This is a genomic window from Rhodococcus ruber (assembly GCF_016804345.1).
Lineage (GTDB): Bacteria > Actinomycetota > Actinomycetes > Mycobacteriales > Mycobacteriaceae > Rhodococcus > Rhodococcus ruber.
This window is the reverse complement of sequence record NZ_CP044211.1, coordinates 1,818,234-1,841,615: the sequence shown is the minus strand read 5'-3', so window position 1 is coordinate 1,841,615 and position 23,382 is coordinate 1,818,234. Positions and strand designations below refer to the sequence as shown.

The following is a 23,382-nucleotide window of genomic DNA, read 5'->3' as shown; positions in this document are numbered from 1 at the left end:
GGGCTCCTTACGTGTCGTCGCCGGGGTGTACCCGCACGACGGTCTTGATGTTGCCGGGTGTCCGGTCGGATTCGAGTGCTTCGGCCGCCCGCTCGAGCGGAAAGCGGGCGGTGACCATCGCGTCGAGGTCGACGCGGCCGGCGGCGGCGAGGGCGACGGCCGTCGGCCAGGTGTGGGCGTACCGGAAGACGCCGGTGAGAACCAGCTCACGGTTCTGGATCAGCTGGACCGGCAGGTCCATCGTGTCGGCGCCGGAGCCGACGAGGACGACGGTGCCGGCGGGCCGCACTGCCCGCATCGCGCCGGCGACCGCGGCGGGGGCGCCGGAGGCGTCGATGTAGGCGTCGACGTGCAGGTCGGTGACGTCGTCGGTGCGAGGGTCGAGGGCGTCGGTCGCCCCGAACTTCCGGGCCAGCGCGCGGCGGTCCGCGTCGAGGTCGGTGACGACGATGTCGGTGGCGCCGAAGGCGCGGGCGACCTGCGCGGTGACGATGCCGATGGGGCCGGCGCCGGTGATCAGTACCCGGGATCCGGCGGTGACGCCCGCCTTGCGGACGGCGGCGATGCCCACGGACAGCGGTTCGCAGAGGGCGGCCGCGTCGTCGGAGACGGCGTCGGGGACGGGATGGGCGAATTCCGCCCCGATGGTGACGTAGTCGCAGAAGGCGCCGTCGACGGGCGGGGTGGCGTAGAACCGCATGTGCGGGCAGAGGTTGTAGCGACCGTGCCGGGTTTCGTCGGTGTTCGGGTCGGGTCGCTGCGGCTCGATCGACACGCGCTGCCCGATCCGGTCCGCGGGGACGCCGGCGCCGACCGCGGCGATCGTGCCGGAGGCCTCGTGGCCGAGGACGAGCGGCGCCTCGACGACGAATTCACCGATGCGGCCCTCGCGGTAGTAGTGCGTGTCCGATCCGCACACGCCGACCGCGGTGACCCGGACGAGCACGTCGCCGGGTGCGGGTTCGGGGACCGGCCGCTCGCGCATCTCGATCCGTCCGGGTTCGACCAGGACGGCGGCGCGCATGCGATCCGGGATCGACGGGGGTGTTGTGTGGGTCACAGTGCCGATGCTAGCGTACTGAGCAGATGAACGCACCCATGAGCATTTGCTCACGCTCTACCGAACCACCGGCTCCCCACCCGAGTCCTCCCACCCAGGAGATGACGTGACCGTCCCGAACCCGCCCGCGGCCACCGCGGCACCGGAGGATCTGCGCCTGGCGCTGCGCGCGGCGACGCTGTACTACCTCGACGGCCTCACCCAGGCCGAGGTCGCGACGCGCCTGGGCGTCTCCCGGCCGACCGCGGGACGGCTCGTCGCCCGGGCCCGGGCCCAGGGCCTGGTGCGCATCGAGGTGAACGTGCCGGCCAACCTGCGCGACGACCTGCACGCCGACGAGGAACGCGCCCTCGAGGAGCGTTTCGGCCTGCTCGAGGCCGTCGTCGTCGGCGACGGGGTGGACACGGCCGGCCCGCTCGACGAGGCCGCCAGCTTCGCGGGGGTCGGACGGGCCGCCGCAGCCCTGATCAGCCGGCGGATCCGCGCGACCGACACCCTCGGGTTCACCTGGGGACCGGAGACCGTGGCCGTCGCGCAGGCGCTGCCGCCGGGCGGGGCCACGTGCGCGACGATCGTCCAGCTCGACGGCTCCGTCACCACGTCCGACTACCAGACCGGCGCCGAGTACGTGCTCGGGCGTTGCGCGGAGCAGTTGCAGGCCAGGATGGTCCGGCTCCCGGTCCCCCTGTACGCCGACCCCGCGACGGTCGCGTCCCTGCGTGCCGACTCCATGATCTCCCGCGCCCTCGACGTCGGCCGCCACGCCGACATGATGATGTTCGGCGTGGGCGCGGTGTCCACGTCGACCACCCTGTTCGAGGGCAGTTATCTCGACACCGCCATGCTCGACACCCTCACCGACCTCGGCGCGGTCGGAGAGATCGCGGGACGGTTCTTCCACGCCGACGGCACGGCCGTGGGCGGGGATCTCGACCGTCGCGCCGTGTCGGTCTCGCTCGACGACATCCGCGCCTGCCCGGGTGCGGTCCTCGTCACCGGCGGGGCCGCCAAACACCAGGCCGCACTGGGGGCGCTGCGCGGCGGCCTGGCCACCATGCTCGCATGCGACATCGAGTGCGCACGTTGGCTACTCGACCGATGACACCACCGGAGAGACCGGAGAAGAGGCGACGATCGGTGAACAGATCCAGAAGAACCACCCGCATGCTGGCGGCCGGGGCCGGGGCGCTCAGCCTCACGCTCAGCGGCTGCGCCGGCGCCGGCTCGCTCGGCGCCTCCGACCAGACCGTCACCATCGCGATGGTGTCGAACTCCCAGATGCAGGACGCCCAGCAACTCGCCGCCCAGTTCGAGGCCGAGAACCCGGACATCGACCTGCGGTTCGTCACCCTCTCGGAGAACCAGGCCCGCGCGAAGATCACGGCCTCCACCGCGATGGGCGGCGGCGAGTTCGACGTGGTGATGATCAGCAACTACGAGACACCGCAGTGGGCGGCGAACGGGTGGCTGACCAACCTCTCCGAGTACGCCCGGCAGACGGAGGGCTACGACGAGGACGACTTCATTCCCACCCTGCGCGACTCGCTGTCCTACGAGGGCGACATGTACTCGGTGCCGTTCTACGGCGAGTCGTCGTTCCTCATGTACCGCAAGGACCTGTTCGAGCAGGCCGGGATCGTCCTGTCCCCCACCCCCACCTGGGACGAGGTTGCCGCCGCCGCCGCCCGGCTCGACACCCCCGACACCGCCGGGATCTGCCTGCGCGGCAAGCCCGGCTGGGGTGAGGTGCTCGCCCCGCTGAACACCGTGATCAACACCTTCGGCGGCCGCTGGTACGACGAGGACTGGAACGCGCAGCTCACCAGCCCCGAGGTCGTCGAGGCGGTGCAGTTCTACGTCGACCTGGTCCGCGAGCACGGCCAGCCCGGCGCCGCCACGAGCGGTTTCAGCGAATGCGCCACGCAGCTTGCGCAGGGCCGGGTCGCGATGTGGTACGACTCCACCTCGGCGGTCTCCACCCTCGAGGACCCGGCGTCGAGCAACGTCGTCGGAAAGATCGGGTACGCCCCGGCACCGATCCGGGTCAAGGACGACGCGGGCTGGCTCTACAGCTGGTCGCTCGGCATCCCCGTCGACAGCGACAACGCGGACTCCGCGTGGCGGTTCGTCTCGTGGATGACGAGCAAGGAGTACCTGCGCACCGTCGGGGAGACCCTCGGCTGGGAGCGGGTGCCCCCCGGCAGCCGGCTGTCGACCTACGAGATCCCCGAATACCGCGAGGCCGCAGCAGCATACGGGCCGCTCACCCTCGAGTCCATCGAGAGCGCGACGCCGGACGCCCCGACGGTCGAGCCGGTGCCCTACACCGGTGTCCAGTTCCTGGCCATCCCCGAGTTCCAGGACCTCGGAACCCGGGTGAGCCAGCAGATCAGCGCCGCGATCGCGGGCCAGAAGACCGTCACCGAGGCACTGGAACAGGCGCAGGAGTACGCCGACGTGGTCGGCGCCACCTACCGAGAGGATCAGCGATGACAACCCTGGCGGTCGGCGCCTCCACCGCCGACGACTCGGAGCGCATCCGCCGGGTGCGCGACGCCAAGAGCGACGCGGTCTCCCGCGCGGAGGGCTGGCGCCGACGCGGGCCCCTGCTGCCTGCCCTGATCTTCATGATCGTGGTGACCCAGATCCCGTTCGCGTTCACCCTCTACTACTCGACGCAGTCGTGGAACCTGGTGCGCCCGGGCTCACGCAGCTTCGTCGGCCTGCAGAACTACGCGGACGTCTTCCGCGACAGTCAGTTCCGCGAGGTGGCGGTCAACACCGTGATCCTCATCGTCGGCACGGTGCTGATCTCCGTCGTGCTGGGCCTGCTGCTCGCGCTGCTGCTCGACCGGGTCTTCCTCGGCCGCGGCATCGTTCGCACCCTGCTCATCACCCCGTTTCTCGTCACCCCCGTCGCCGGCGCACTGATCTGGAAGACCGCGATGTTCGACCCGGTGTTCGGCATCGTCAACTTCGTGCTCTCCCCGTTCGGCGTGGGGCAGATCGACTGGGTCAGCCGCTACCCGCTCGCCGCGGTGATGGCGAACCTGGTGTGGCAGTGGACCCCGTTCATGATGCTGCTCATCCTGGCCGGTCTGCAGTCGATGCCGCGGGACATCCTCGAGGCCGGGCGGGTCGACGGGGCGGGCGCCTTCGCCCTGTTCCGCGAGCTGACGCTGCCGCACCTGCGGCGGTTCATCGAACTCGGCGCCGTGCTCGGCGCGATCCACCTGGTCAACACGTTCGACGCCATCTACATGATGACCCAGGGCGGACCGGGCACCGCGAGTTCCAACCTGCCCTTCTACATCTATCAGCGCGCGTTCCTCGGCTTCGACATCGGCCAGGCCGCCGCCATGGGCGTGGTGGTCGTCGTCGCCACCATCGTCGTGGCCACCGTCGCGCTGCGGCTGATCTTCACATCGTTCACCGGCAAGGAGGAGGCCGCCTGATGAGCACCACCGCCCCCACCGCACAACAGGTTCCCACACCGGAGACCGTCCCGGTTCGAACCCGGAAACGCAAGCACCGCAGGGCCAATCCGTGGGGCGTCGTCGCCTGGATCGCCGCCCTGGGGTTCTTCTTCCCGGTGTTCTGGATGGTGCTCACCGCCTTCAAGCAGGAGGCCGACGCCTATTCCGATCCGCCGAAGTTCTTCTTCACGCCCACCCTCGACCAGTTCCGCGCCGTGTTCGACACCGGAGTCGGTGTCAGCCTGCTCAACTCGGCGTTCGCCACGGGCGTGTCGACGATCCTCGTCCTGCTGCTCGGCGTGCCCGCCGCGTTCGCCCTGTCGCTGCGGCCGGTGCGCAAGACCAAGGACGCCCTGTTCTTCTTCATCAGCACGAAGATGCTGCCGATCGTCGCCGCGATCATCCCGCTGTACGTGATCGTCGCGAACATCGGTCTGCTCGACAACATCTGGGCACTGATCATCCTCTACACCGCGATGAATCTGCCGATCGCGGTGTGGATGATGCGCTCGTTCTTCCTCGAGGTGCCGGGCGAGCTGCTCGAGGCCGCGAGCATGGACGGCGCGAACCTGTGGACGTCGGTGCGGGAGGTGATCCTGCCGCTCGTCTCGCCCGGCATCGCCGCCACCGCCCTGATCTGCGTCATCTTCTCCTGGAACGAGTTCTTCTTCGCCGTGAACCTCACGGCGGTGCAGGCGCAGACCATTCCCGTGTTCCTCGTCGGCTTCATCACCGGCGAGGGCCTGTACTGGGCCCGCCTGTCCGCGGCCGCCACGATGGCGGCGCTGCCCGTCGTCCTGGCCGGCTGGCTCGCCCAGAACAAGCTCGTGCGCGGCCTGTCGTTCGGCGCGATCAAGTAACTCCCCCACTCACTTTCCGAAGGAACCGTCATGGCCGAGATCACCTACCGCAACGCGTCGTGCCTCTACGAGAACTCCGACACCCTCGCCGTCGACTCCCTGAACCTGGACATCCAGGACGGAGAATTCGTCGTCCTGGTCGGGCCGTCCGGCTCCGGCAAGAGCACCGCCCTGCGGATGCTCGCCGGGCTCGAGGACATCGACGAGGGCTCGATCAGCATCGGCGGCCGCGACATGGTCGGCGTGCCGTCGAAGGATCGTGACATCGCGATGGTCTTCCAGAACTACGCCCTCTACCCGAACAAGACCGTCGCCGAGAACATGGGCTTCGCGCTGAAGATGCGCGGCGTCGGCGCCGACGAGCGGCGCCGCAAGGTCGAACAGGCGGCGAAGCTGCTCGACCTCACCGACTACCTGGACCGCAAACCCGCCAAGCTCTCCGGCGGGCAGCGGCAGCGCGTCGCGATGGGCCGCGCGATCGTCCGCGAACCGCAGGTGTTCTGCATGGACGAACCGCTGTCCAACCTCGACGCCAAGCTGCGCGTGCAGACCCGCACCCAGATCGCCGCGCTGCAGCGGCGTCTCGGCACCACCACCGTGTACGTCACGCACGATCAGGTCGAGGCGATGACCATGGGCGACCGGGTGGCGGTGCTGCGCGGCGGCAAGCTCCAGCAGTTCTCCTCCCCCACCGAGCTGTACGACCGGCCCGCCAACGCATTCGTCGCCGGGTTCATCGGCTCGCCCGCAATGAACCTGCTCGACGCCCGGATCGTCGACGGCGGCGTGCAGATCGGCAGCACCGTCGTCGATGTCGAACGCGACCGCATCGCCTCGCTGCACCGCGCCGGACTCGAGACCGTCACCGTCGGGATCCGGCCCGAACAGCTCGAGATCACGGACGGCGACGGCGTCGAGACCATCGTCGAACTCGTCGAGGAACTCGGCAGCGAGTCGTACGTGTACACCCGCGTCGCGCGCAGCGACACCCCCCTCGTCGCACGCTCGCTCACCCGCACCCCGGCCCGGCTGGCGGACACGATCCGGCTGCGCAAGCGGGAGGGCACGGTGCACCTGTTCCATCCGGCGACCGGTGAACGCGTCGGCGACTGACCCTCCGGCTGTACACCCGCGCCGAAACTGGCGGGGCACCCGCGCCGGAACCGGCGATGAACCCGCGCCGAAACCGGCGGTGGTCGGTACGGTCGGGGCGTGCTCTTCTCGACGATCGTTGCCACCTCGCAGGCCGTCGGTGCCACCCGGTCGCGGCGGGCCAAGGTGGAGGAACTGCGCGCCCTCCTCGCCGTCCTCGACCCCGGGGAGGTCGAGCCCGTGGTGTCGTGGCTGGCGGGTGAGCCACGTCAGGGCCGGATCGGCGTGGGATGGCGCACCCTCGCCGGATCCCGCATCGACCCGTCCGCGGAGCCGTCGCTGACCGTCGTCGACGTCGACCGGGCCTTCACCGAGCTCGCCGGTCTGTCCGGGACCGGCTCGACGGGGCGGCGGCGCGAACTGCTCGCCGGTCTGCTCGGCGCGGCCACCGCCGAGGAGCAGGATTTCCTGGTGCGGCTGCTGACCGGCGACCTGCGGCAGGGCGCGCTCGACGGGGTGATGACCGACGCGGTGGCCGCCGCGGCCGGGCTGCCGGCCGAGACGGTGCGCCGGGCGTTCATGCTCTCCGGCCGGCTGCCCGCAACCGCGGCGGCCGGGCTCGGCGGCGGCGCGGACGCGCTCGCCGCCTTCCGGCTGGAGGTGGGCCGGCCGATCCGGCCCATGCTCGCCGCCCCGGCCCAGTCCCTCGCCGGTGCCCACAGCGAGTTCGGCGGCGAGGTCAGCGTCGAGTACAAGCTCGACGGCGCCCGCATCCAGGTGCACCGCCGGGGCGGGACGGTGCGGGTGTTCACCCGCACGTTGCGGGAGATCACCCGCAGCGTCCCCGAACTCGTGGAGCTGGTCGCGACGCTGCCCTGCACGTCGGTCGTGCTCGACGGCGAGACCCTGGCACTCGACCCTGCGGGCCGGCCCCGGCCGTTCCAGGAGACGATGAGCCGGTTCGGTGCCGAGTCCGCGCACGAGCTGATGCTGCACCCGTACTTCTTCGACTGCCTGCACCTCGACGGCACCGACCTGCTCGACGCGCCGCTCACCGAGCGTCTCGACGCTCTGCGGCGGGTCGCGCCGAACCATCGGATCCCGGGCGTGCTGCGGCCGGACGCGGCCACCGCCGACGCCCAGTTCGACGCCGCCCTCGCCGCCGGGCACGAGGGCGTCGTCGTCAAGGACCTCACCGCGCCCTACGCGGCGGGCCGGCGCGGCCGCGCCTGGCAGAAGGTCAAACCGGAGCACACCCTGGACCTGGTGGTACTCGGCGCCGAGTGGGGTTACGGCCGTCGCACCGGCTACCTGTCCAATCTCCATCTGGGCGCGCGGGATCCGGACGGCGGCGAGCCGATCATGGTCGGCAAGACGTTCAAGGGACTGACCGACGCCCTGCTGCAATGGCAGACCGAAGAGTTCCCGCGGCACGAACGCAGCCGCGACGCGCACACGGTGTACCTGCACCCGGAGCTGGTTGTGGAGATCGAACTCGACGGCGTTCAGGTCAGCCCCCGCTACCCCGGCGGGGTGGCGCTGCGCTTCGCCCGCGTGCTGCGCTACCGCCCCGACAAGACCGCCGCCGAGGCGGACACCGTCGACGCGGTGCGCGCACTGCTACCGGGACCGGATTTCGCTCCGCGTCAACCGATTCCGTCCGATAACGGACGTTCGTGACCGGTCACGCCCGGCCCTGGGCGAGCACGTCGACCACGGCCGCGTACATGGTGGACTTGATGGCGCCGAGGGTGCCGGGGTCCTTGCCCGCGAGCGGGGTGACGAGTTCGACGGCGGCGTCCAGGACGCCGCCCGCGCCGGCCGTGCGGTCGACCAGGCCGGCGGCCTCGGCCTCGAGGCCGCCGTAGCGGTGACCGGTGGTCATCGCCGTGACCGCGGTCTGCGGGGTCAGCTTGGCCTGGATCAGCGCGGCCATGCCCGGCGTGAACGGGATGTGGATGTCGACCTCGGGGAAGCAGTAGTAGCCCCGGTCGGCGCGCATCACCCGGTAGTCGTGCGCGACGGCGAGCATGGCGCCCGCCCCGAACGCGTGCCCGACCACGGCGGCGACCGTCGGCAGCGGGAAGGTGAGGATGCGGCCGAAGAGCGCCTGCACCCGGCCGACGTACCACTGCGCCCGATCACCGTGCGCTGTCAGCCATTCGAGGTCCAGGCCGTTCGAGTAGAACCTCCCCGTCGCCGTGGTGACGAGTGCGTGCGCGTTCTGCTGCACTTCGTCGAGGAGCCGATCGACGGTGTCGAGCCAGTCGGGAGAGAACCGATTCTCGTCGTCGCCGAGGTCGAGGACGGCGATCTTGTCCCGGTAGGTCAGAGTGGCGGTCATCGCGGGCCTTTCGTGTGGCCGCCGCGCCCGGGTGGCGCGGGCGGAGGATCGAGGGCGAGAACCGCGCGGACCGCGGCCTCGAGACGGCGGCGCATGGCCGCGTCGGGCACACGCCGGCGCCGGAGCAGCAGACCGGTGGGCAGACCGACGACACAGTCCTCGACGACCGCGACCGCACGCGCGTCGCCGCGGCCCCACAACGCCCGGGACAGTCGGACGAGCAGCGCGACCAGGATCGAATCGAGCCGGCTCAGCTCCGCGGCGACGTCCGCCGGCGGGTCGGACCCGAGCAACTCCTCGCGCCGGACGGTGAGCAGGAGACGTGAGGACTCGGGGAACCGGGCGGCGAACGCCGCAGGGGCATCGGCGGCGGCGACGACGGCGTCGATCCCCCGGTCCGGCGTCGACGCGGAGCCGAGAACCTCGTCGACCGCCGCGCGCTGCAGGTCGAGGAAGCGGTGGGCCGCGCGCAACCAGGCCCGGCCGACCAGCCCACCACGTGAGCCGAAGGCGTGGTACAGAGCCCCGTTCGACATCCCGGTGGCCGCGGCGACCGCGCGCAGCGTCACGGCGCTCGCACCCCCGGCCACCACCAGGTTCTCGGTGACGTCGAGAACCTCGTCGAGGTCGTGGATGCGGGGCCGGGGCACAGCGGGACCATAACAGAACGCATGCTCTATTACCAGCGGGTAACCGAACGGGGGCGCCCAGCCGGACACGGGACACCGTGCGCCTTCCGGACCGCGGTCCCGGTGAGCGGAACCCGCGCTGCCGTCCCCGCTTCGGACCGGGAGAATCCGCGTCCGACACCACCGAGGAGGCAAGCATGGAGACCGCCGGCCGTTTCGAGAACAAGGTCGCCTTCGTCACCGGCGCGGCGCGCGGTCAGGGCCGCGCCGAGGCCGTGCAGTTCGCCCGCGAGGGCGCCGACATCATCGCGGTCGACGCGTGCACCGACTTCGCCTCGACCGCCTACCCGGGCGCCACGGAGGAGGATCTCGCGGAGACGGTGCGGTTGGTCGAGAAGACGGGCCGTCGCATCGTCGCCACGACCGCGGACGTGCGGGACTTCGACGCGCTGTCGCGGGCGCTGGCCGACGGCGTCGAGCAGCTCGGCCGCCTCGACGTGGTGGTCGCGAACGCCGGCATCTGCTCGGGCGCGCTGTCGTGGGAGATCACCCTCGAGCAGTGGCGGGAGACCGTCGACGTCAACCTCACCGGCGTGTTCCACACCGCGAAGGCCGCCGTGCCCTACCTGATCGAGCAGGGCGAGGGCGGGGCGGTCGTCTTCACCAGCTCCGTCTCGGGGCTCAAGGGCACCCCCTTCACCGGCCACTACGTCGCGACCAAGCACGGCATCACCGGCCTGGCGAAGACGATGGCGAACGAACTGGGCGAGCACCGGATCCGGGTCAACACCGTCCACCCGGCCGGCGTGGAGACCGGCATGAAGGTCAGCGACCTGCACCCGCTCATCGCGAAGTACGCGACCACCCTGGGCCCGATCTACATGAACTCGCTGCCCTACGAGATCCTGCAGCCCGAGGACGTCGCGGCCGTCGTCGCGTGGGTGTGCTCCGACGAGGCGAAGTACATCACCGGCGCGCAGATCCCCGTCGACCTGGGGAACTTGATCCGCTGAGCGCCCCCACCCTGTGTGGCCGAATGTCACACCGCTTCGATCTGATCGAACGCATGTCACATTCGGCCACCCCCGTCCCCCGGCGGATACCCTCCGGAGGGTGACCTGGTCCCTGGAGTTGGTTCCCACCGCCGTCGGGGTGACCCTGCTCGTCGGGACGACGACCGCGGTGCTGTGGGGCTACCGCGCCCCGCATCACTTCGCGCCGGCGGTCGCGGTGCTGCGGGGCGCCGTGCAACTCGCCCTGATCAGTGTGGTGCTGTCCGGGGTGATCACGAGTCCCGTCTGGGTGGGGGCCGCGCTGCTGGTCATGTTCACCGTCGCCGCTGCCACCGCATCCCGCCGGATCGGCTGGAGCCCGGGGCACGTGGCCCTCGTATCCGGTGCGATGGCGCTCGGGATCGCCGTGACGCTCACGATCGTCTTCGTCACCGGCGCCATCGAGTTCTCCCCGCGGTACGTCCTGGCCATCGGCGGCATCGTCGTCGGCAACGCGATGACCATCGCGACCCTCGCGGGGCGGCGCTTCACGGAACTGACCGGGGACAACTGGGACACGGTCGAGGGCTGGCTCGCGCTCGGTGCGACGCCGCGGCAGTCCACCCGCGAGCTCACGCGACTGGCCGTCCACTCGGCGCTGATCCCGTCGACCGACCAGACCAAGACCACCGGGCTGGTGACGCTGCCGGGTGCCTTCGTCGGCGCGATCTTCGGAGGTGTGTCCCCGCTCGAGGCCGGACGCTTCCAGATCGTGGTGCTCGCCGCGATCATGGCCGCCGGAACGATCACCGCCGTCGTCCTCGTCTCCGGTCTGGCACCGGTCCGTACCCGGCCCGGCCTGCCGGACTGACCTCCCACTGCGCACCCCGGAACCGGAGGCCGGTGGGCGTAGGATCGCAGGCAACCACTCGGTGCACGTTCGGTCGCCGCAGGGAGCGAGGATGGGCACGTCGACGGTGCTCGACCACGCGCGGGCAGCGTTCCACGCGCGGGACTGGACGCGGGCGTTCGACGCGTTCCGCACCGCCGACGCGCACGAGCCCCTCACCGCCGACGACCTCGACCTGTTCGCACGGTCGGCGTATCTGGTCGGCCGGGACGACGACTGCGCGACGCTGTGCGAGCGTGCGTTCTCGGCGCATCTCGACGCCGACGACCCCGAGCGGGCCGGACTCAGTGCGTTCTGGCTCTGCTTCCTGCTGATGAACCGTGGGGAGGTGGCGCGCGCCGGCGGCTGGCTCGCCCGGGCCCAGCACCTGACCGAGCCCGGGCGCCCGGACTGCGCGACACGCGGCCTCCTGATGCTGCCGGCGGCGGTGCAGGACATGCATGCGAACCGGCCGGCCGACGCCCTGCCCTCGTTCACCGCCGCCCAGGCGATCGGCCGAGCCTGCGGCGACGCCGACCTCGTCGCGCTGAGCACCCTCGGCATCGGGCAGTGCCGCATCCTGCTCGGCGACGTCGCCGGCGGTCTCGGCACCCTGGACGAGGTGATGGTCGGCGTGAGCCTCGACGAGGTCTCGCCGGTCGTGGCCGGACTGGTGTACTGCGCGGTCATCGAGGCCTGCCAGGGCACGTTCGAGCTGCAGCGGGCCAGGGAATGGACGCGGGCACTCGGCCGCTGGTGCGACGCCCAGCCCGGCCTCGTTCCCTTCCGGGGACAGTGCCTCGTACACCGCGCGGAGATCCTGCAACTCGAGGGCGCCTGGACGGAGGCCATGGACCTGGCCCGGCTCGCGTTCCGGCGGCTGTCGGACCCACCGGGTCAACCGGCCGTCGGCATGGCCCTGTACGAACAGGGCGAACTGCACCGGTTGCGCGGCGAGTTCGACGAGGCCGAGGACGCCTACCGCCGCGCCGGGCGGCTCGGCCGCGAGATCCAGCCGGGCATGGCGCTGCTGCGTCTGCGCCAGGGCGACACCGACGCGGCGCTCGCCGGGATCCGGCGGGCGCTCGGCGAATCGCTTCCGCTCTATCGTCCGCGGCTGCTGGCGGGCCACGCGGAGATCGCGCTCGCCGTCGGCGACGTCGCGGCCGCGCGCCGCAGCGCCGACGAACTCGCGGCACTGGCCCGCGACCAGGCCGCTCCGGCGTTGAGCGCGATGGCCGAGCAGGCCACCGGCGCCGTCCTGCTCGCCGAGGGGGCACCGCGTGCCGCACTCGAGCGGCTGCGCCGCTCGTGCGGGCTCTGGCGCGGCTTCGAGGCGCCCTACGAGTGCGCGCGGGTGCGGGTGCTGCAGGGCCGGTGCTGTGACGCGCTCGGCGACGCCGAGACGGCGCGGCTCGAGTACGAGGCCGCGGCGGCGACGTTCCGGGACCTGCACGCCGAGCCGGACCTGCGGGACCTCGCGCGGAGGCCGGGGCGCCCGGCCGCGCGGGGCCGGCTGACCACCCGCGAGATCGAGGTGCTGCGGGCCGTCGCCACGGGGAAGACCAACCGCGCCGTGGCCCGTGAACTCGTGTTGAGCGAGAAGACCGTGGCGCGGCACCTGAGCAACATCTTCACCAAGCTCGACGTGTCGTCCCGGGCGGCCGCGACGGCATACGCGTACGAGCACCACCTGCTCTGAGCTGCACAGAACTACCCATCCGGGTCCGCGGACGGCTGCGTACTTCGCCCGACGCGGCCGATGCCGGCGGCGCCTAACGTCATCCGTCCAGCCCCCTCGAGCCCGGGAGTTCCGATGACCACCGACAGTGCACCCCGACGGATCGACACCGTCGTGATCGGCGCAGGCCAGGCGGGGCTGTCCGCCGGCTACCACCTCGCCCGGCACGGGCGCCCCTTCCTGATCGTCGACGCGAACCGGCGGATCGGCGACAACTGGCGCAGCCACTGGGATTCGCTGCGCCTGTACAGCCCCGCCGGATACGACGGCCTGCCCGGCATGCCGTTCCCCGGCGATCCGCACCGGTTCCCGACGAAGGACGACGTCGCCGACTACCTCGAGGCGTACGCCGCGCGGTTCGAGCTGCCCGTTCGCGGCGGCACCCGCGTGCGACGGCTGTCGCGCGACGGCGATCGCTTCGTCCTCGACTGCGGCGAGATGCGGATCGAGGCCGGCAACGTCGTCGTCGCCACCGGCACGTTCGGCCGCACCCCCAGCATCCCGGACTTCGCGGCCGAGCTGGACCCGCGGATCGTGCAGCTGCACTCGAGCGAGTACCGCAATCCGGCGCAGCTGACCGACGGCCCGGTGCTCGTGGTGGGCGCGTCCCACTCCGGCGGCGACCTCGCCTACGAGGTGGCGACGTCCCATCCGACGATCCTGTGCGGCCGCGACACCGGACAGCTCCCGGTGCGGCTCGAGAGCCGCCGGATGCGGGTGCTCTTCCCGATCGTGTGGTTCGCGTGGGGCCACGTGCTCTCCGTACGCACCCCGCTCGGCCGGAAGGTACGTGAACTCGAACGCCGCCACGGCGCACCGCTGTTGCGGGTCAAGCGGGAGGACCTCGCCGCGCTCGGCGTCGAACGGATCACCGAACGGGTCACCGGGGTCGTCGACGGCCGCCCGGTCCTCGCCGGCGGTCGCGTCCTCGACGTGACGAACGTGTTGTGGTGCACCGGCTTCCGTCAGGCCTACGACTGGATCGAGCTGCCGGTGCTCGGCCCGGACGGCTGGCCGCTCGAGGAGCACGGGGTGGTGACCACCATTCCCGGCCTGTACTTCACCGGCCTGTGCTTCCAGTCGTCGTTCCGCTCGATGCTCGTCGGCGGGGCCGGCGCGGACGCCGGGCACGTCGTCCGGCACCTCGTCGAGCACCGCGCGCCGGTCGGCCCGATGTCACATCGCTTCGATCCGATCGAACCGATGTGACATTCGGCCACCCGCGCGGGAGTCAGGCGCGCGGCTGCCGGCGCAGTCCGCTGGCTCGCAACACCCGCCGCCCGACCCCGGCGCGGACCGCCTCCTCGGTGCCGATCAGGCGCACGTGACCGCGCGCCCGGGTGATCGCGGTGTACAGCAATTCGCGCGTCAGCAACGAGGATTCGGGAGGGGGCAGGATCACCGAGACCGTGCCGTACTGGCTGCCCTGGCTGCGGTGGATCGTCATGGCGTACACCGTCTGCACGGCCGAGAGCCGACTGGGGTGGAGCCGGAACGGCTCCTTGCCGCGCGCGAACGCCGCGACGGGTTCGCCGTCCGCATCGACGACCACGACGCCGGTGTCACCGTTGTAGATGCGGGTCTCGTGGTCGTTGGCGGTGACCAGCAGCGGCTGCCCCGGGTACCAGCGCTCGGTGTCGAGCCGCCGGCCGGTGTCGGCGGCGATCCACTCCATCGCCCGCCGCGCCCACCACTGCACCCCGTAGGGCCCCTCCCGGTGCGCGCACAGCAGGCGGTGCGTCTCGAACTTCTCGAGCGCGGTCACGTCGTCGCCCGCGACGGCGGCGGCGGTGACGGTCGCGGCGGTGGAGACGACGTCGCGCCGCAGGGCCTCGAGGTCGTCCGGCGCGTGGAAGGACACCTCGGGGCCACCACCGTCGAGGATCCGCATCACCGCGTCGGCGTCGCCCTCCCGCACGGCGACGGCGAGGTGCGCGATGTCGCCGCCGAACCGCCGGCCGCGGCTGAGCCGGATCACGCCGCCGCGCAACCGGTTCCGCTCACCCGCGGAGAGCGACGCCTCGGCGGGGTCGTCGCCGGCATCGAGGTCGGCTGCGACGACGCGCCCGAGGACGGGGTTTCCCGCCGCGGTCACGGGACGGGCGACGAGGTCGGCCAGGACGGCGCCGGCGTCGACCGACGTCAGCTGGTCCGGGTCGCCCACCAGGATCAGCCGGGTGCCGGAGCGGACGGCCTCGAGCAGCCGGCACATCATGGTCAGCGACACCATCGACGTCTCGTCGACGACCACGACGTCGTAGGGCAGGTGGTTGCCGGCGTGGTAGCGGTACCGGGTGCGGCCGCGCTGCCAGCCGAGCATGCGGTGCAGGGTCATCGCGGTCAGGTCGGCGCGCAGGCCCAGCGGCCCGGCCTGCTCGCGGACGGATTCCTGCAGCCGGGCCGCGGCCTTGCCGGTGGGCGCGGCCAGTCCGATCCGCAGGGCGGGACCGTGCAGCGCGGTCAGCAGCGCGAGTATCCGGGCGACGGTGTGGGTCTTGCCGGTGCCCGGCCCGCCCGCGATCACCGTGGTCCACCCCGTGGCGGCCAGCGCCGCGGCGATGCGCTGCCGGTCCGGTGCGGCGGACGGACGACCGGGGTCGTGCTGGTCGCGGAACAACTCGCGCAGTCCCCGCTCGAGCGCCGGCTCGTCGACGACGGGATGACCGAGCCCGCGGGCGTCGAGGATCCGCCGGACCGCCTCCTCCTGACGGAAGTAGCGGTCGAGGTACAGCAGCGGACCGTCGGCGGTCTCGACCAGGCGCAGCGGACGCAGCGGGCCGCGGTCGCCGCCGACGACGAGCGGGCTGCGCCGCAAGCCGGCGACGACGGCGTCGTCGTCCGGCCACGGCAGCGCCGCGAGGTCCACCTCGGCGGACTCGTCGACGGTGATCTCGCGCAGCCGGGTCAGGTCCAGGCACACCGAACCGGCGCGCACGGCGCGCACGGCCAGCGCGGTGGCGAGGTGCACCTCCTCGGCGGTCTCCCCCGCCAGCTGGGCGAGCCGAAGCGCGACGTGCACGTCGGCGGCCGCGAGCACCCCGGCCTCGTTGAAGACCCGCAGGGCACCCTTGCCGCGCTGGGCCACCTGGGCGTTGGTCACGGAATCTCCTTGCTTGCCAACAGGTCGGACAGTGCGGCGACGAGGGCGGGCGGCGGCGTCCAGTCGAACACACCGCAGCCCGCCGGGGTCTCCGGACCGACCATGCCGCGCACGAACAGGTACTGCACGCCGCCGAGATGCACCGCCGGGTCGTAGCCGGGCAGCCGCCACCGCAGGTACCGGTGCAGGGCGGCGGCGTACAGCAGCGCCTGCATCGGATAGTGGGCGCGCAGCATCTCCTGCGCCATCCGGTCCCGGGTGTAGTGGGCGGTGGTGAGCTCCTCCGGCCCGAGGCGGTTCGTCTTGTAGTCGACGATCACGAACCGCGGCTCGGTGCCGCGGATCCGCAGCACCGAATCGATGCTGCCGGTGAGATAGCCGCGCAGCGGGGCGGGCTCGAGGGTGCCGACGAGATCGGCGTACGAGACGAACGGGTCGTCGGCGGGCAGGTGCGCACGCAGCAACCGGGCGACACCGTCGAGGGTGACGGTGGTGGCGACTGGATCGTCCCCGCCGGCGAGGGGCAGCTCGAAGTCGAGTTCGGCGAGGCGGTCGGCCGGGGCGATGTCGGCGAGTGTGCCCGCGTCCCCACCGAGCGGGGTGCGCAGGACCGGCAGCAGTGCCGTCGCCAGCTCCTCGGGGTCGACGTCGAAGAACTGTTCGGCGACGGTGTCGCGGCAACAGCGCAGCAGTTCCGCGCCGAGGTCGGCGGCGGCGGTGTCGACGACCTCGAGCACCGCGTGCACGAGGGTGCCGAACACCGCCCCACCGGGCAGGGCGTTCATCGGGGACTCGATGCCCTCGCCCGCGTCGGCCGGCAGCAGCGGCGGCTCCTCCGGTTCGTCGATGCTCACCGGCTGCTCGGTCTCCGTCCGCACCTGGGGTTCGTCGTGGGCGGCGGCGGTGAGGGCGGTGTACGAGGTGCGCCGCCAGGCGTCGTCGAGCTCGCGGTCGAAGCGCGCCGCCTCGAGGTCCACGACGGCCTCACGCGGGCGCACCCACGTCACGGTGGGGATCGGCGCCGAGCCGACGGCCTCGACGGACACCGAGCCGGCGGCTCGGTCGGCCCACGCGGCGAGCTGCTGCGCCACGATCGGATCCTCGGGCACGCGGGCCTTGGGGGCGACGTCGGACGTGCCGGGTGCCCGGCCGAACAACAGACGGTGCAGCGGGGCGCCGGGGGTGCTGTATCCGGGAGCCCACCACAGCACCAGGTGACAGCGGGCGCGGGTCAGCGCGACGTACAGCAGCCGCAGTTCCTCACCGGCAACCTCGTCGTCGTGGCGCCGGCGACGTTCCCCGTATCCGGGGCTGCCCTCGCCGCCGACGTCGAGGATCCGGCGTCCGGAGTCGTCGTGGAGCAGGAGCCGGTCCGGTTTCGACCGCACGCCCGACTCCCACGCGAACGGCACGTAGACCACGGGGAATTCGAGGCCCTTGCTGGCGTGGACGGTCAGCACCTGCACCGCGGCGGCGTCGCTGTCGAGCCGGCGGCTGCGGTCGGCGCGGGCCGTGCCCGCCTCGGCGATCCGTTCGGTCAGCCAGCGGGTCAGCGCCGTGACACCGAGCGCGCCGGCCGCCGCGGTCTCGTCGAGCAGTTGCGCGAGGTGGCGCAGATCGGTCAGTTCCCGTTCGCCGCCCGGCCAGCCCAGCAGTCGCGGCTCGAGGGCGCAGGACGCGGCGAGGCGCTCGAAGAGCGCGGCGAAGCCGGACCGCTCGAACACGAGGTCCAGCTCGCGCAGCAGGGTGCCGACCGCGGCCACGAGCTCGTCGCCGCGGGTGTCGACGTCCCCGGCGGTGTGCCCCATCAGGGAGGTCAGGGCGGCCAGACGCACCCGGTCGGGGCGGTGCGGCTGCTCGAGCGCCTGCAGCACCCGCAGCCATTCCCGCGCGGCGGGGGTCGCGAAGACGCTGGTTCCACCCGCGAGCACGGCCGGGATCCCGGCGCCGGTGAGGGCGCCGTGCACGAGGGCGACCTGCGCGTTGGTCCGCACCAGGACAGCGACGTCGCCGGGTTCGACGGGTCGCCGGCCGGCGCCGAGGTCGACGGTGACCTCGCCGCCGAGCAGTGCCGCGATGTCGGCCGCGACGTCGCGTGCCACCCGGGCCTGCAACGCCGGGGCCTTCGGGAAACCGGAGGCGCCGCACGGACCGGCCCCGGCACGCGGCAGGTGCCGCAGCCGCAGCGGCACCGCCCCGGTGATCCGGGACGGCGGCTGCGCGGCCTCGACCCGATGCGCCACGATTCGCGGATCCCCCAGGGCCGCACCGCCGTACAGGTGGTCGAGGGCCGCGAGCAGGTTCCCGTCGCTGCGCCAGTTGCGGACGAGTTCCTGGTGCTCGTCGGCGAACTCCATCGCGCCGAGATAGCTGAGCACCTCGGCGCCGCGGAACGCGTAGATGGCCTGTTTCGGGTCGCCGACGAGGACGAGGGTCGTGCGCCGGTGGAACGCGCTGCGCAGGATCTCCCACTGCAGCGGGTCGGTGTCCTGGAACTCGTCGACGAGCACGACCCGGAATCGGGAGCCGATGCGGCGGCACGCGGCCTCGCCGTGCCCGGGATCGGTCAGCACCGCGTGCAGCAGCGAGAGCTGGTCGTCGTAGTCCCGCAGACCCGCGAGGCGTTTGCGGCGGTCGACCTCGGCCCGCACGGCCCGGGCGAACTCGACGCGTTCACCCGCGGGCGTGCCGTCGGCGCCCTCGGGGGCGAGCGTGGCCTGCGGGTCGAAGATCGCGGCACGCGCGGCCTCCGCCGCCTCCGCGTGTGAGATCGGTGCCGCATCCGCGCGGCCGTACCGCCGCAGGTACAGGTCCGCGACGACCTCGGCGGTCAGGTCGTCGACGTCCTCGACGAGTACCGCGGCGGAGTCGCGTTCCCCGGCGGTGCCGAGCTCGTCGAGCATGCGCTGGCAGAACCCGTGCGTGGTGGCGATGGTGGCGGCATCGAAGTCGGACAGCGCCCGCAGCAGCCGGCGCCGGTGCGTGGCCACGTCGCCGGCGGCGAGGTGCCGGATCAGCTCGTCGGGATGGCGGCGGGCGGCGTCCGGATCGGCCAGCGCCCGCGCGGCGGCGGCGAACCGGTCCCGGGTGCGTTCGCGCAGCTCCTGCGTCGCGGCGCGGCTGAACGTCACCAGCAGCAACTCCGACAACTCCGCCGTGCCCTCGGCGACGAACCGGGTGGCCAGGCCGACGAGGGCGTAGGTCTTGCCGGTTCCCGCGCTGGCCTCGAGCACGGTGGTGCCCGTGGGGAGCGTCCCCAGCAGGTCGAACTCGGACACGGTTCGGGTCACGGCCTCCCCTGGATCTCGTTGGACAGCAACGGCTCCCACAGGCGTCGCGCGAGGGCGCCGAATCGGGTGGGCTCGCCGTGCCACGTCTGTTCGTCGTCGCGGGCGGCCACGGAGGTCAGGTCCCGCAACGTCACGTCGGGGCCGTACAGGTAGGTGAGGTGGCGGTCGGTGCGTTCGCCGTAGGTGGATCCGAACTCCTGGGCGGCGGCGTCGAGTCCCATCTCGACGGAGTCGCCGCGGTGGCGGCGCTCGGCGTACTCCGCGGCGGCGGCGGTGGCGGTCGGCAGCGGCTCGTGCAACCCGCGGTCGCGCAGGTCCACGAGGCGGGCGAGTTGCTCCACGGGGTCGGCCGGGGCGTTGATCGTGGACCGCCAGGCCGGGGTGCTGCGGAACCGCCCACGGCCGGTGGTGACGGCCTGCCACGGCCCCGGCCGGTCCGACGCGGCGACGGCGAGCAGGTGCACCCAGGCGGTGAGGCGGTGTTTCGGCGCCAGGCGGGAGAAGGTGCTGCGGGCGACGACGGCGCCGTGGACCCCGCCGACCGTCCCGGTCAGGCGCCGGCCGTCCCCGAGGTCGACGTTCACGTCGACGGTGTCGGCCGGTCCCGTGTAGATCGGCCGGCACACCGCCACCAAGGTGTCCACGGTGGCGGCGACGTCGTCGAGCGCGAGTTCACCGAGCCGGTACGGCGGCAGGGTGCCGCGCCGCCATTCGGCGGCCCGGAAGTCCGCGGGGTCCGTGCCGGCGAGCAGCGCCTCGAGCATGCGGTCGCCGAGGTCCCACCGGGCGAGCGGGTCGAGGCCGACATCGAGGGCGTCGGCGATGTCCTCGTCGCGATCGGGCACCCGCACCCCGAGGCGCTGCCGCAGGAACGCCTGGGTGGGGTGGGTGACGAACGCGACGAGGTCGGCCAGGTCGACGTCGCTGCGCGCGGCCGGCGTGAGCGGCCGCTGCAGCAGTCCGGGACGCTGTTTCGCCGGGTGCTGCGCGGCGCGCGCCCCCGCGAGTGCGGCCCGGTCGAAGCTCAGCGGGCGGTCGGGCCGGAAGTTGCGCGGATCGAACGGTTGCAACGGATGCCGGGTGAGGAGCTCGGCCATGCCGTCGGGACCGACCATCGTCTCGACCACGTCGCGCAGTTCGCTCAGCGGGATCGCCGGGGGGCGGCGGGCACCGGTGACCGGGTCCGCACCGGTGTAGAACAGCAGCAGCGTCTCCCCCGCCGACATGACGGCGTCGAGCAGCAACTGCCGGTCCTCGCTGCGCGGATCACGTTCCCCCAGGCAGGGATTCACTGCCAGCACGTCGTCGCCGTCGATGTGGGCGGAGCGGGGGAAGCTCTCGTCGTCGAGGCCGAGCAGGACCACGACGCGGTGCGGCACCGACCGCATCGGCACCATCGTGCACACGGTCAGCTCGCCGGTCCGGAAGTTCGCGCGCGTCGGGCGTGCCGCGAGCCGGGCCGTCAGCATGGCCCGCACGTCGGCCAGCCGCAGCGGCGCCGGCCCGGCGTGCTCGACGGCGGCGGCGAGTTCCCGGTGAGCCTGGGTGAGCTGCCAGGCGTCGGCGGGATCGACATCGGTCAGCAGATCCAGTGCGCGGGTGAGGGCGTCGGCCCACTGCGCGGCCGGCTGGGGACCGCGCAGGCCGTGCAGTGCCACCGTGAGCCGGTCGATGTACTCGGCGAACCGTCCCGTCAGGTCGATGTCGTTGCTCTCGACGTCGTCGAGCGGGAGCGTGAGTCCGAGCCACTCGCTCTGCGACTCGTCGGCGGCCGTGCCGAGGAGGATCCGGTCCAGGGCCGTGCCGAACGTGTTCTGCGGGAAGTCCCCGAGGCCGAAGGCGTTCCGCTGCCCTTTGCCGATGCCCCAGCGGGCCCCGGCAGCGGCGGTCCATTCCTGCAGCCGTTCGAGGTCGTCGTCGACGAAGCCGAACCGCCGGCGCACCGGCGCGGCCCCGGCGAGGTCGAGGACCTCGCTGGCGGTCACCCGTGCGTCGGCGAGCCCCACGAGCGTCGCGACGACCGCCAGCACCGGGTTGGTGCGGCGCAGGCCGCGGTCGGCGAGACGCACCCGTAGCCGGTGTCCCGGGTGCCCGGAGGTGTCGTGCCGGGCGGCACCCTGGCCGAATGCGGCCTGCACGAGCGGCGCGTAGGTCTCCACATCCGGGCACATGACGACCACGTCGCGGGGTTCGAGACTCGGATCGTCCGCGAACAGGTGCAGCAGGCACTCGCGCAGCACCTCCACCTGCCGCGCCGGACCGTGACAGGCGTGGATGCGGATCGTGCCGTCGGCGGCGGCGGAGCGGGCCGGGGGCCGGTCGGCCCGGAGGTCGTCCTGCAGGCGCCCCAGGAGCGTGTCGGGGCCGGTCCCGCCGGGGTGGTGCACGTCGGCGACTCCGGGACCGGCGAGGTGCGCGCGTAGTTCGCGCACGTCCCGGGCCAGGCTCGCCAGGAGGGGGTGCTGCACCGCGAGGGCACTGCGGTCGTCGGCGCGACGACGAACCGGCGCCGCGGCCGCCTGCCCTTCCCACATCGCCGGACTCGGATGCGGAATCCACAGGTGCACATCACGGTTCGCGGCAACCGCGGACAGCACCGCGCACTGGGCGACGGTGAGCCGGGTGGGGCCGAACAGCGACAGCCGAGCCGGCCAGTCCACGAGCTCCGGGTCGGTGCGCAACCGCGTGCAGGCGGCGGTGAGCCGCTCGGCGGGACTGTCGTCGCCGAGGCGCTCGCGCAGCCGCCGCCACAGCCGGGCCTGCCACACGAGGTGTTCGGCGAGGTCGTGGCCGGTGCCGTCGGTGTCGCGCCCGGCGGCCCAGTCGACGAGCATCTCCGGGCGCTGCGACGCGTAGCTGCGGAACAGGTCGGCCAGGTGGGCGGCGGTGGCGTAGCGTCGACCGGCGCGGTGATCGACGCCGTCGCGGCCGAGGTGCCGGGCGAGGACGGTGCACCACGGTTCGTCGAGGCAGTCGTCGACGACGTCGAGCAGCGTCCACCGCATCCGGTCGGGGTGCCAGGGGTCGTCCGCCGCCGTCCGGCCGGTGGCAGCGGCCAGCGCCTCGTCCACCAGCCGTGCCGGCGACGGGTGGTCGATGTTGGCGGCGACACCGTCACCGCAGGTGCCGCCGAGCACCGTCGACAGCCGCTGCGTCAGCCACCGCTCGACCCCCTTGGCGGGGACGGCGACGATCTCGCGGGCGAACGGGTCGGCGAGGGGCACGACGAGCAACTCGGCGAGAGCGGCGGCCAGGGTGTCGGCGCGCTCGGCGCGGTGCAGCGTCAGCACGCGGGTCCCCTCGTCGCTCGGTGTGTTCCGGTCCTGCACCGGCTTATCACATCCCGGCGACAGCGCTCGCCGCGGCGGCCGCGCGACGCGCGCTGCCGGACCGGTCGGGGCAGGTCAGCGCGACAGCCACGCCGCGATCGCGATCCGATCGTGCTCGACGATCTGCTGGACCATCCCGTGCACCATCGACTCGATCCGGCCGCCGAGGAGCGGGACCCGGACGACGACCTGCCCCTGCACGTCGACGTACGTCCCACCGGTGCGGCTCGTCCGCAGCCGGGATCGTCCTTCGAGGGCGACCGGCAGGCCGGTGGCGCCTCCGGACAGCAGCCCGTCGGCGACGTCGTCGACCAGCGGACCCCATTCGTCGGTGCGCTCGACGATCAGCGGCCCGCGCAGCACGCCGCGCACGATCGACGGCAGATCCGAGGGTTCGGACCGGTCCGTGACGGTCACCCGCACACTGCCCGGACCGTGCGGTTCCTCGACGATCGCGGTGGCACTCGCCCGGTCCGCCACCCGGTCGAGCCAGTACCGCTCGTCGAGCAGCACCGCGTGCACGTCGCGGACGTGGTGGTCCAGCTCGGTGGTGAAGGCGAAGGACTTCGGCATGAACTGC

The 23,382-nt window shown here is 72.7% G+C and carries 17 protein-coding genes; 10 read left to right on the top strand and 7 right to left on the bottom strand.

Annotation, left to right across the window (positions count from 1 at the left end):
* Positions 1-7: 7 nt before the first annotated feature.
* Positions 8-1,024, bottom strand: coding sequence for an NAD(P)-dependent alcohol dehydrogenase (locus F1734_RS08660; protein WP_203011830.1), 1,017 nt, complete (start codon positions 1,022-1,024; stop codon positions 8-10).
* 142 nt (positions 1,025-1,166) lie between these two features.
* On the opposite strand from F1734_RS08660, the gene F1734_RS08655 reads away from it, so the two are divergent.
* The 6 genes from F1734_RS08655 to F1734_RS08630 all read left to right on the top strand — a co-directional run bounded on the left by F1734_RS08655 (position 1,167) and on the right by F1734_RS08630 (position 8,168).
* Positions 1,167-2,162 carry a sugar-binding transcriptional regulator gene (locus F1734_RS08655; protein WP_203011524.1) on the top strand — a complete coding sequence of 332 codons (996 nt, stop codon included), beginning with the start codon at positions 1,167-1,169 and terminating at the stop codon, positions 2,160-2,162.
* A 62-nt stretch (positions 2,163-2,224) separates the two neighbouring features.
* Positions 2,225-3,553, top strand: coding sequence for an ABC transporter substrate-binding protein (locus F1734_RS08650; protein WP_010592528.1), 1,329 nt, complete (start codon positions 2,225-2,227; stop codon positions 3,551-3,553).
* Positions 3,550-4,515, top strand: a complete 966-nt coding sequence (locus F1734_RS08645) for a carbohydrate ABC transporter permease (RefSeq protein WP_040275337.1) — start codon at positions 3,550-3,552, stop codon at positions 4,513-4,515. Before F1734_RS08650 ends, F1734_RS08645 begins: the two co-directional genes overlap by 4 nt.
* The gene (locus F1734_RS08640) at positions 4,515-5,396 is read left to right on the top strand and encodes a carbohydrate ABC transporter permease (protein WP_040275335.1); all 882 of its coding nucleotides are present in this window, start codon (positions 4,515-4,517) and stop codon (positions 5,394-5,396) included. Before F1734_RS08645 ends, F1734_RS08640 begins: the two co-directional genes overlap by 1 nt.
* A gap of 30 nt (positions 5,397-5,426) precedes the next feature.
* Positions 5,427-6,509 (top strand): ABC transporter ATP-binding protein, encoded by a 1,083-nt coding sequence (locus tag F1734_RS08635; protein WP_010592531.1) that lies wholly within the window; start codon positions 5,427-5,429, stop codon positions 6,507-6,509.
* A gap of 99 nt (positions 6,510-6,608) precedes the next feature.
* A complete protein-coding gene (locus tag F1734_RS08630) occupies positions 6,609-8,168 on the top strand; it encodes an ATP-dependent DNA ligase (protein WP_203011523.1) in 1,560 nt (519 codons plus the stop codon).
* Positions 8,169-8,172: 4 nt separating this feature from the next.
* Here the strand turns inward: F1734_RS08630 and F1734_RS08625 are convergent, their stop codons facing one another.
* Positions 8,173-8,832, bottom strand: a complete 660-nt coding sequence (locus F1734_RS08625) for an enoyl-CoA hydratase-related protein (protein WP_203011522.1) — start codon at positions 8,830-8,832, stop codon at positions 8,173-8,175.
* Complete coding sequence (locus F1734_RS08620) at positions 8,829-9,482, bottom strand: TetR family transcriptional regulator (RefSeq protein ID WP_203011521.1); 654 nt, start codon at positions 9,480-9,482, stop codon at positions 8,829-8,831. Before F1734_RS08620 ends, F1734_RS08625 begins: the two co-directional genes overlap by 4 nt.
* 176 nt (positions 9,483-9,658) lie before the next feature.
* Between F1734_RS08620 and F1734_RS08615 the strand changes: the two genes are divergently transcribed.
* The 4 genes from F1734_RS08615 (at position 9,659) to F1734_RS08600 (ending at position 14,292) form a co-directional block, all read left to right on the top strand.
* Positions 9,659-10,474 (top strand): mycofactocin-coupled SDR family oxidoreductase, encoded by an 816-nt coding sequence (locus F1734_RS08615; RefSeq protein ID WP_017680253.1) that lies wholly within the window; start codon positions 9,659-9,661, stop codon positions 10,472-10,474.
* Between the two features lie 100 nt (positions 10,475-10,574).
* A complete protein-coding gene (locus tag F1734_RS08610) occupies positions 10,575-11,324 on the top strand; it encodes an ABC transporter permease (protein WP_010592536.1) in 750 nt (249 codons plus the stop codon).
* A 91-nt stretch (positions 11,325-11,415) separates the two neighbouring features.
* Entirely contained in the window at positions 11,416-13,044 is a 1,629-nt protein-coding gene (locus F1734_RS08605) for a LuxR C-terminal-related transcriptional regulator (protein WP_203011520.1), read from the top strand.
* A 114-nt stretch (positions 13,045-13,158) separates the two neighbouring features.
* Positions 13,159-14,292, top strand: a complete 1,134-nt coding sequence (locus F1734_RS08600) for a flavin-containing monooxygenase (RefSeq protein WP_017680255.1) — start codon at positions 13,159-13,161, stop codon at positions 14,290-14,292.
* A gap of 22 nt (positions 14,293-14,314) precedes the next feature.
* Here the strand turns inward: F1734_RS08600 and recD are convergent, their stop codons facing one another.
* The 4 genes from recD to F1734_RS08580 form a co-directional block, all read right to left on the bottom strand.
* Entirely contained in the window at positions 14,315-16,183 is a 1,869-nt protein-coding gene (recD, locus tag F1734_RS08595) for an exodeoxyribonuclease V subunit alpha (RefSeq protein ID WP_017680256.1), read from the bottom strand.
* Entirely contained in the window at positions 16,180-19,473 is a 3,294-nt protein-coding gene (locus tag F1734_RS08590; RefSeq protein ID WP_203011519.1) for a UvrD-helicase domain-containing protein, read from the bottom strand. Before F1734_RS08590 ends, recD begins: the two co-directional genes overlap by 4 nt.
* Positions 19,470-22,763, bottom strand: a complete 3,294-nt coding sequence (gene recC, locus F1734_RS08585) for an exodeoxyribonuclease V subunit gamma (protein WP_203011518.1) — start codon at positions 22,761-22,763, stop codon at positions 19,470-19,472. Before recC ends, F1734_RS08590 begins: the two co-directional genes overlap by 4 nt.
* Before the next feature lie 114 nt (positions 22,764-22,877).
* Positions 22,878-23,375 carry a DUF2505 domain-containing protein gene (locus tag F1734_RS08580; RefSeq protein ID WP_026137636.1) on the bottom strand — a complete coding sequence of 166 codons (498 nt, stop codon included), beginning with the start codon at positions 23,373-23,375 and terminating at the stop codon, positions 22,878-22,880.
* Positions 23,376-23,382: the final 7 nt, after the last annotated feature.

Excerpts from the sequence above, each read along its gene's own strand:
- F1734_RS08650 (WP_010592528.1), top strand. The coding sequence starts at position 2,225 with ATGCTGGCGGCCGGGGCCGGGGCGCTCAGCCTCACGCTCAGCGGCTGC.
- F1734_RS08615 (WP_017680253.1), top strand. The coding sequence starts at position 9,659 with ATGGAGACCGCCGGCCGTTTCGAGAACAAGGTCGCCTTCGTCACCGGC.
- F1734_RS08625 (WP_203011522.1), bottom strand. The coding sequence starts at position 8,832 with ATGACCGCCACTCTGACCTACCGGGACAAGATCGCCGTCCTCGACCTC.
- F1734_RS08640 (WP_040275335.1), top strand. The coding sequence starts at position 4,515 with ATGAGCACCACCGCCCCCACCGCACAACAGGTTCCCACACCGGAGACC.
- F1734_RS08600 (WP_017680255.1), top strand. The coding sequence starts at position 13,159 with ATGACCACCGACAGTGCACCCCGACGGATCGACACCGTCGTGATCGGC.
- F1734_RS08660 (WP_203011830.1), bottom strand. The coding sequence starts at position 1,024 with ATGCGCGCCGCCGTCCTGGTCGAACCCGGACGGATCGAGATGCGCGAG.
- F1734_RS08635 (WP_010592531.1), top strand. The coding sequence starts at position 5,427 with ATGGCCGAGATCACCTACCGCAACGCGTCGTGCCTCTACGAGAACTCC.
- F1734_RS08580 (WP_026137636.1), bottom strand. The coding sequence starts at position 23,375 with ATGCCGAAGTCCTTCGCCTTCACCACCGAGCTGGACCACCACGTCCGC.
- F1734_RS08645 (WP_040275337.1), top strand. The coding sequence starts at position 3,550 with ATGACAACCCTGGCGGTCGGCGCCTCCACCGCCGACGACTCGGAGCGC.
- F1734_RS08605 (WP_203011520.1), top strand. The coding sequence starts at position 11,416 with ATGGGCACGTCGACGGTGCTCGACCACGCGCGGGCAGCGTTCCACGCG.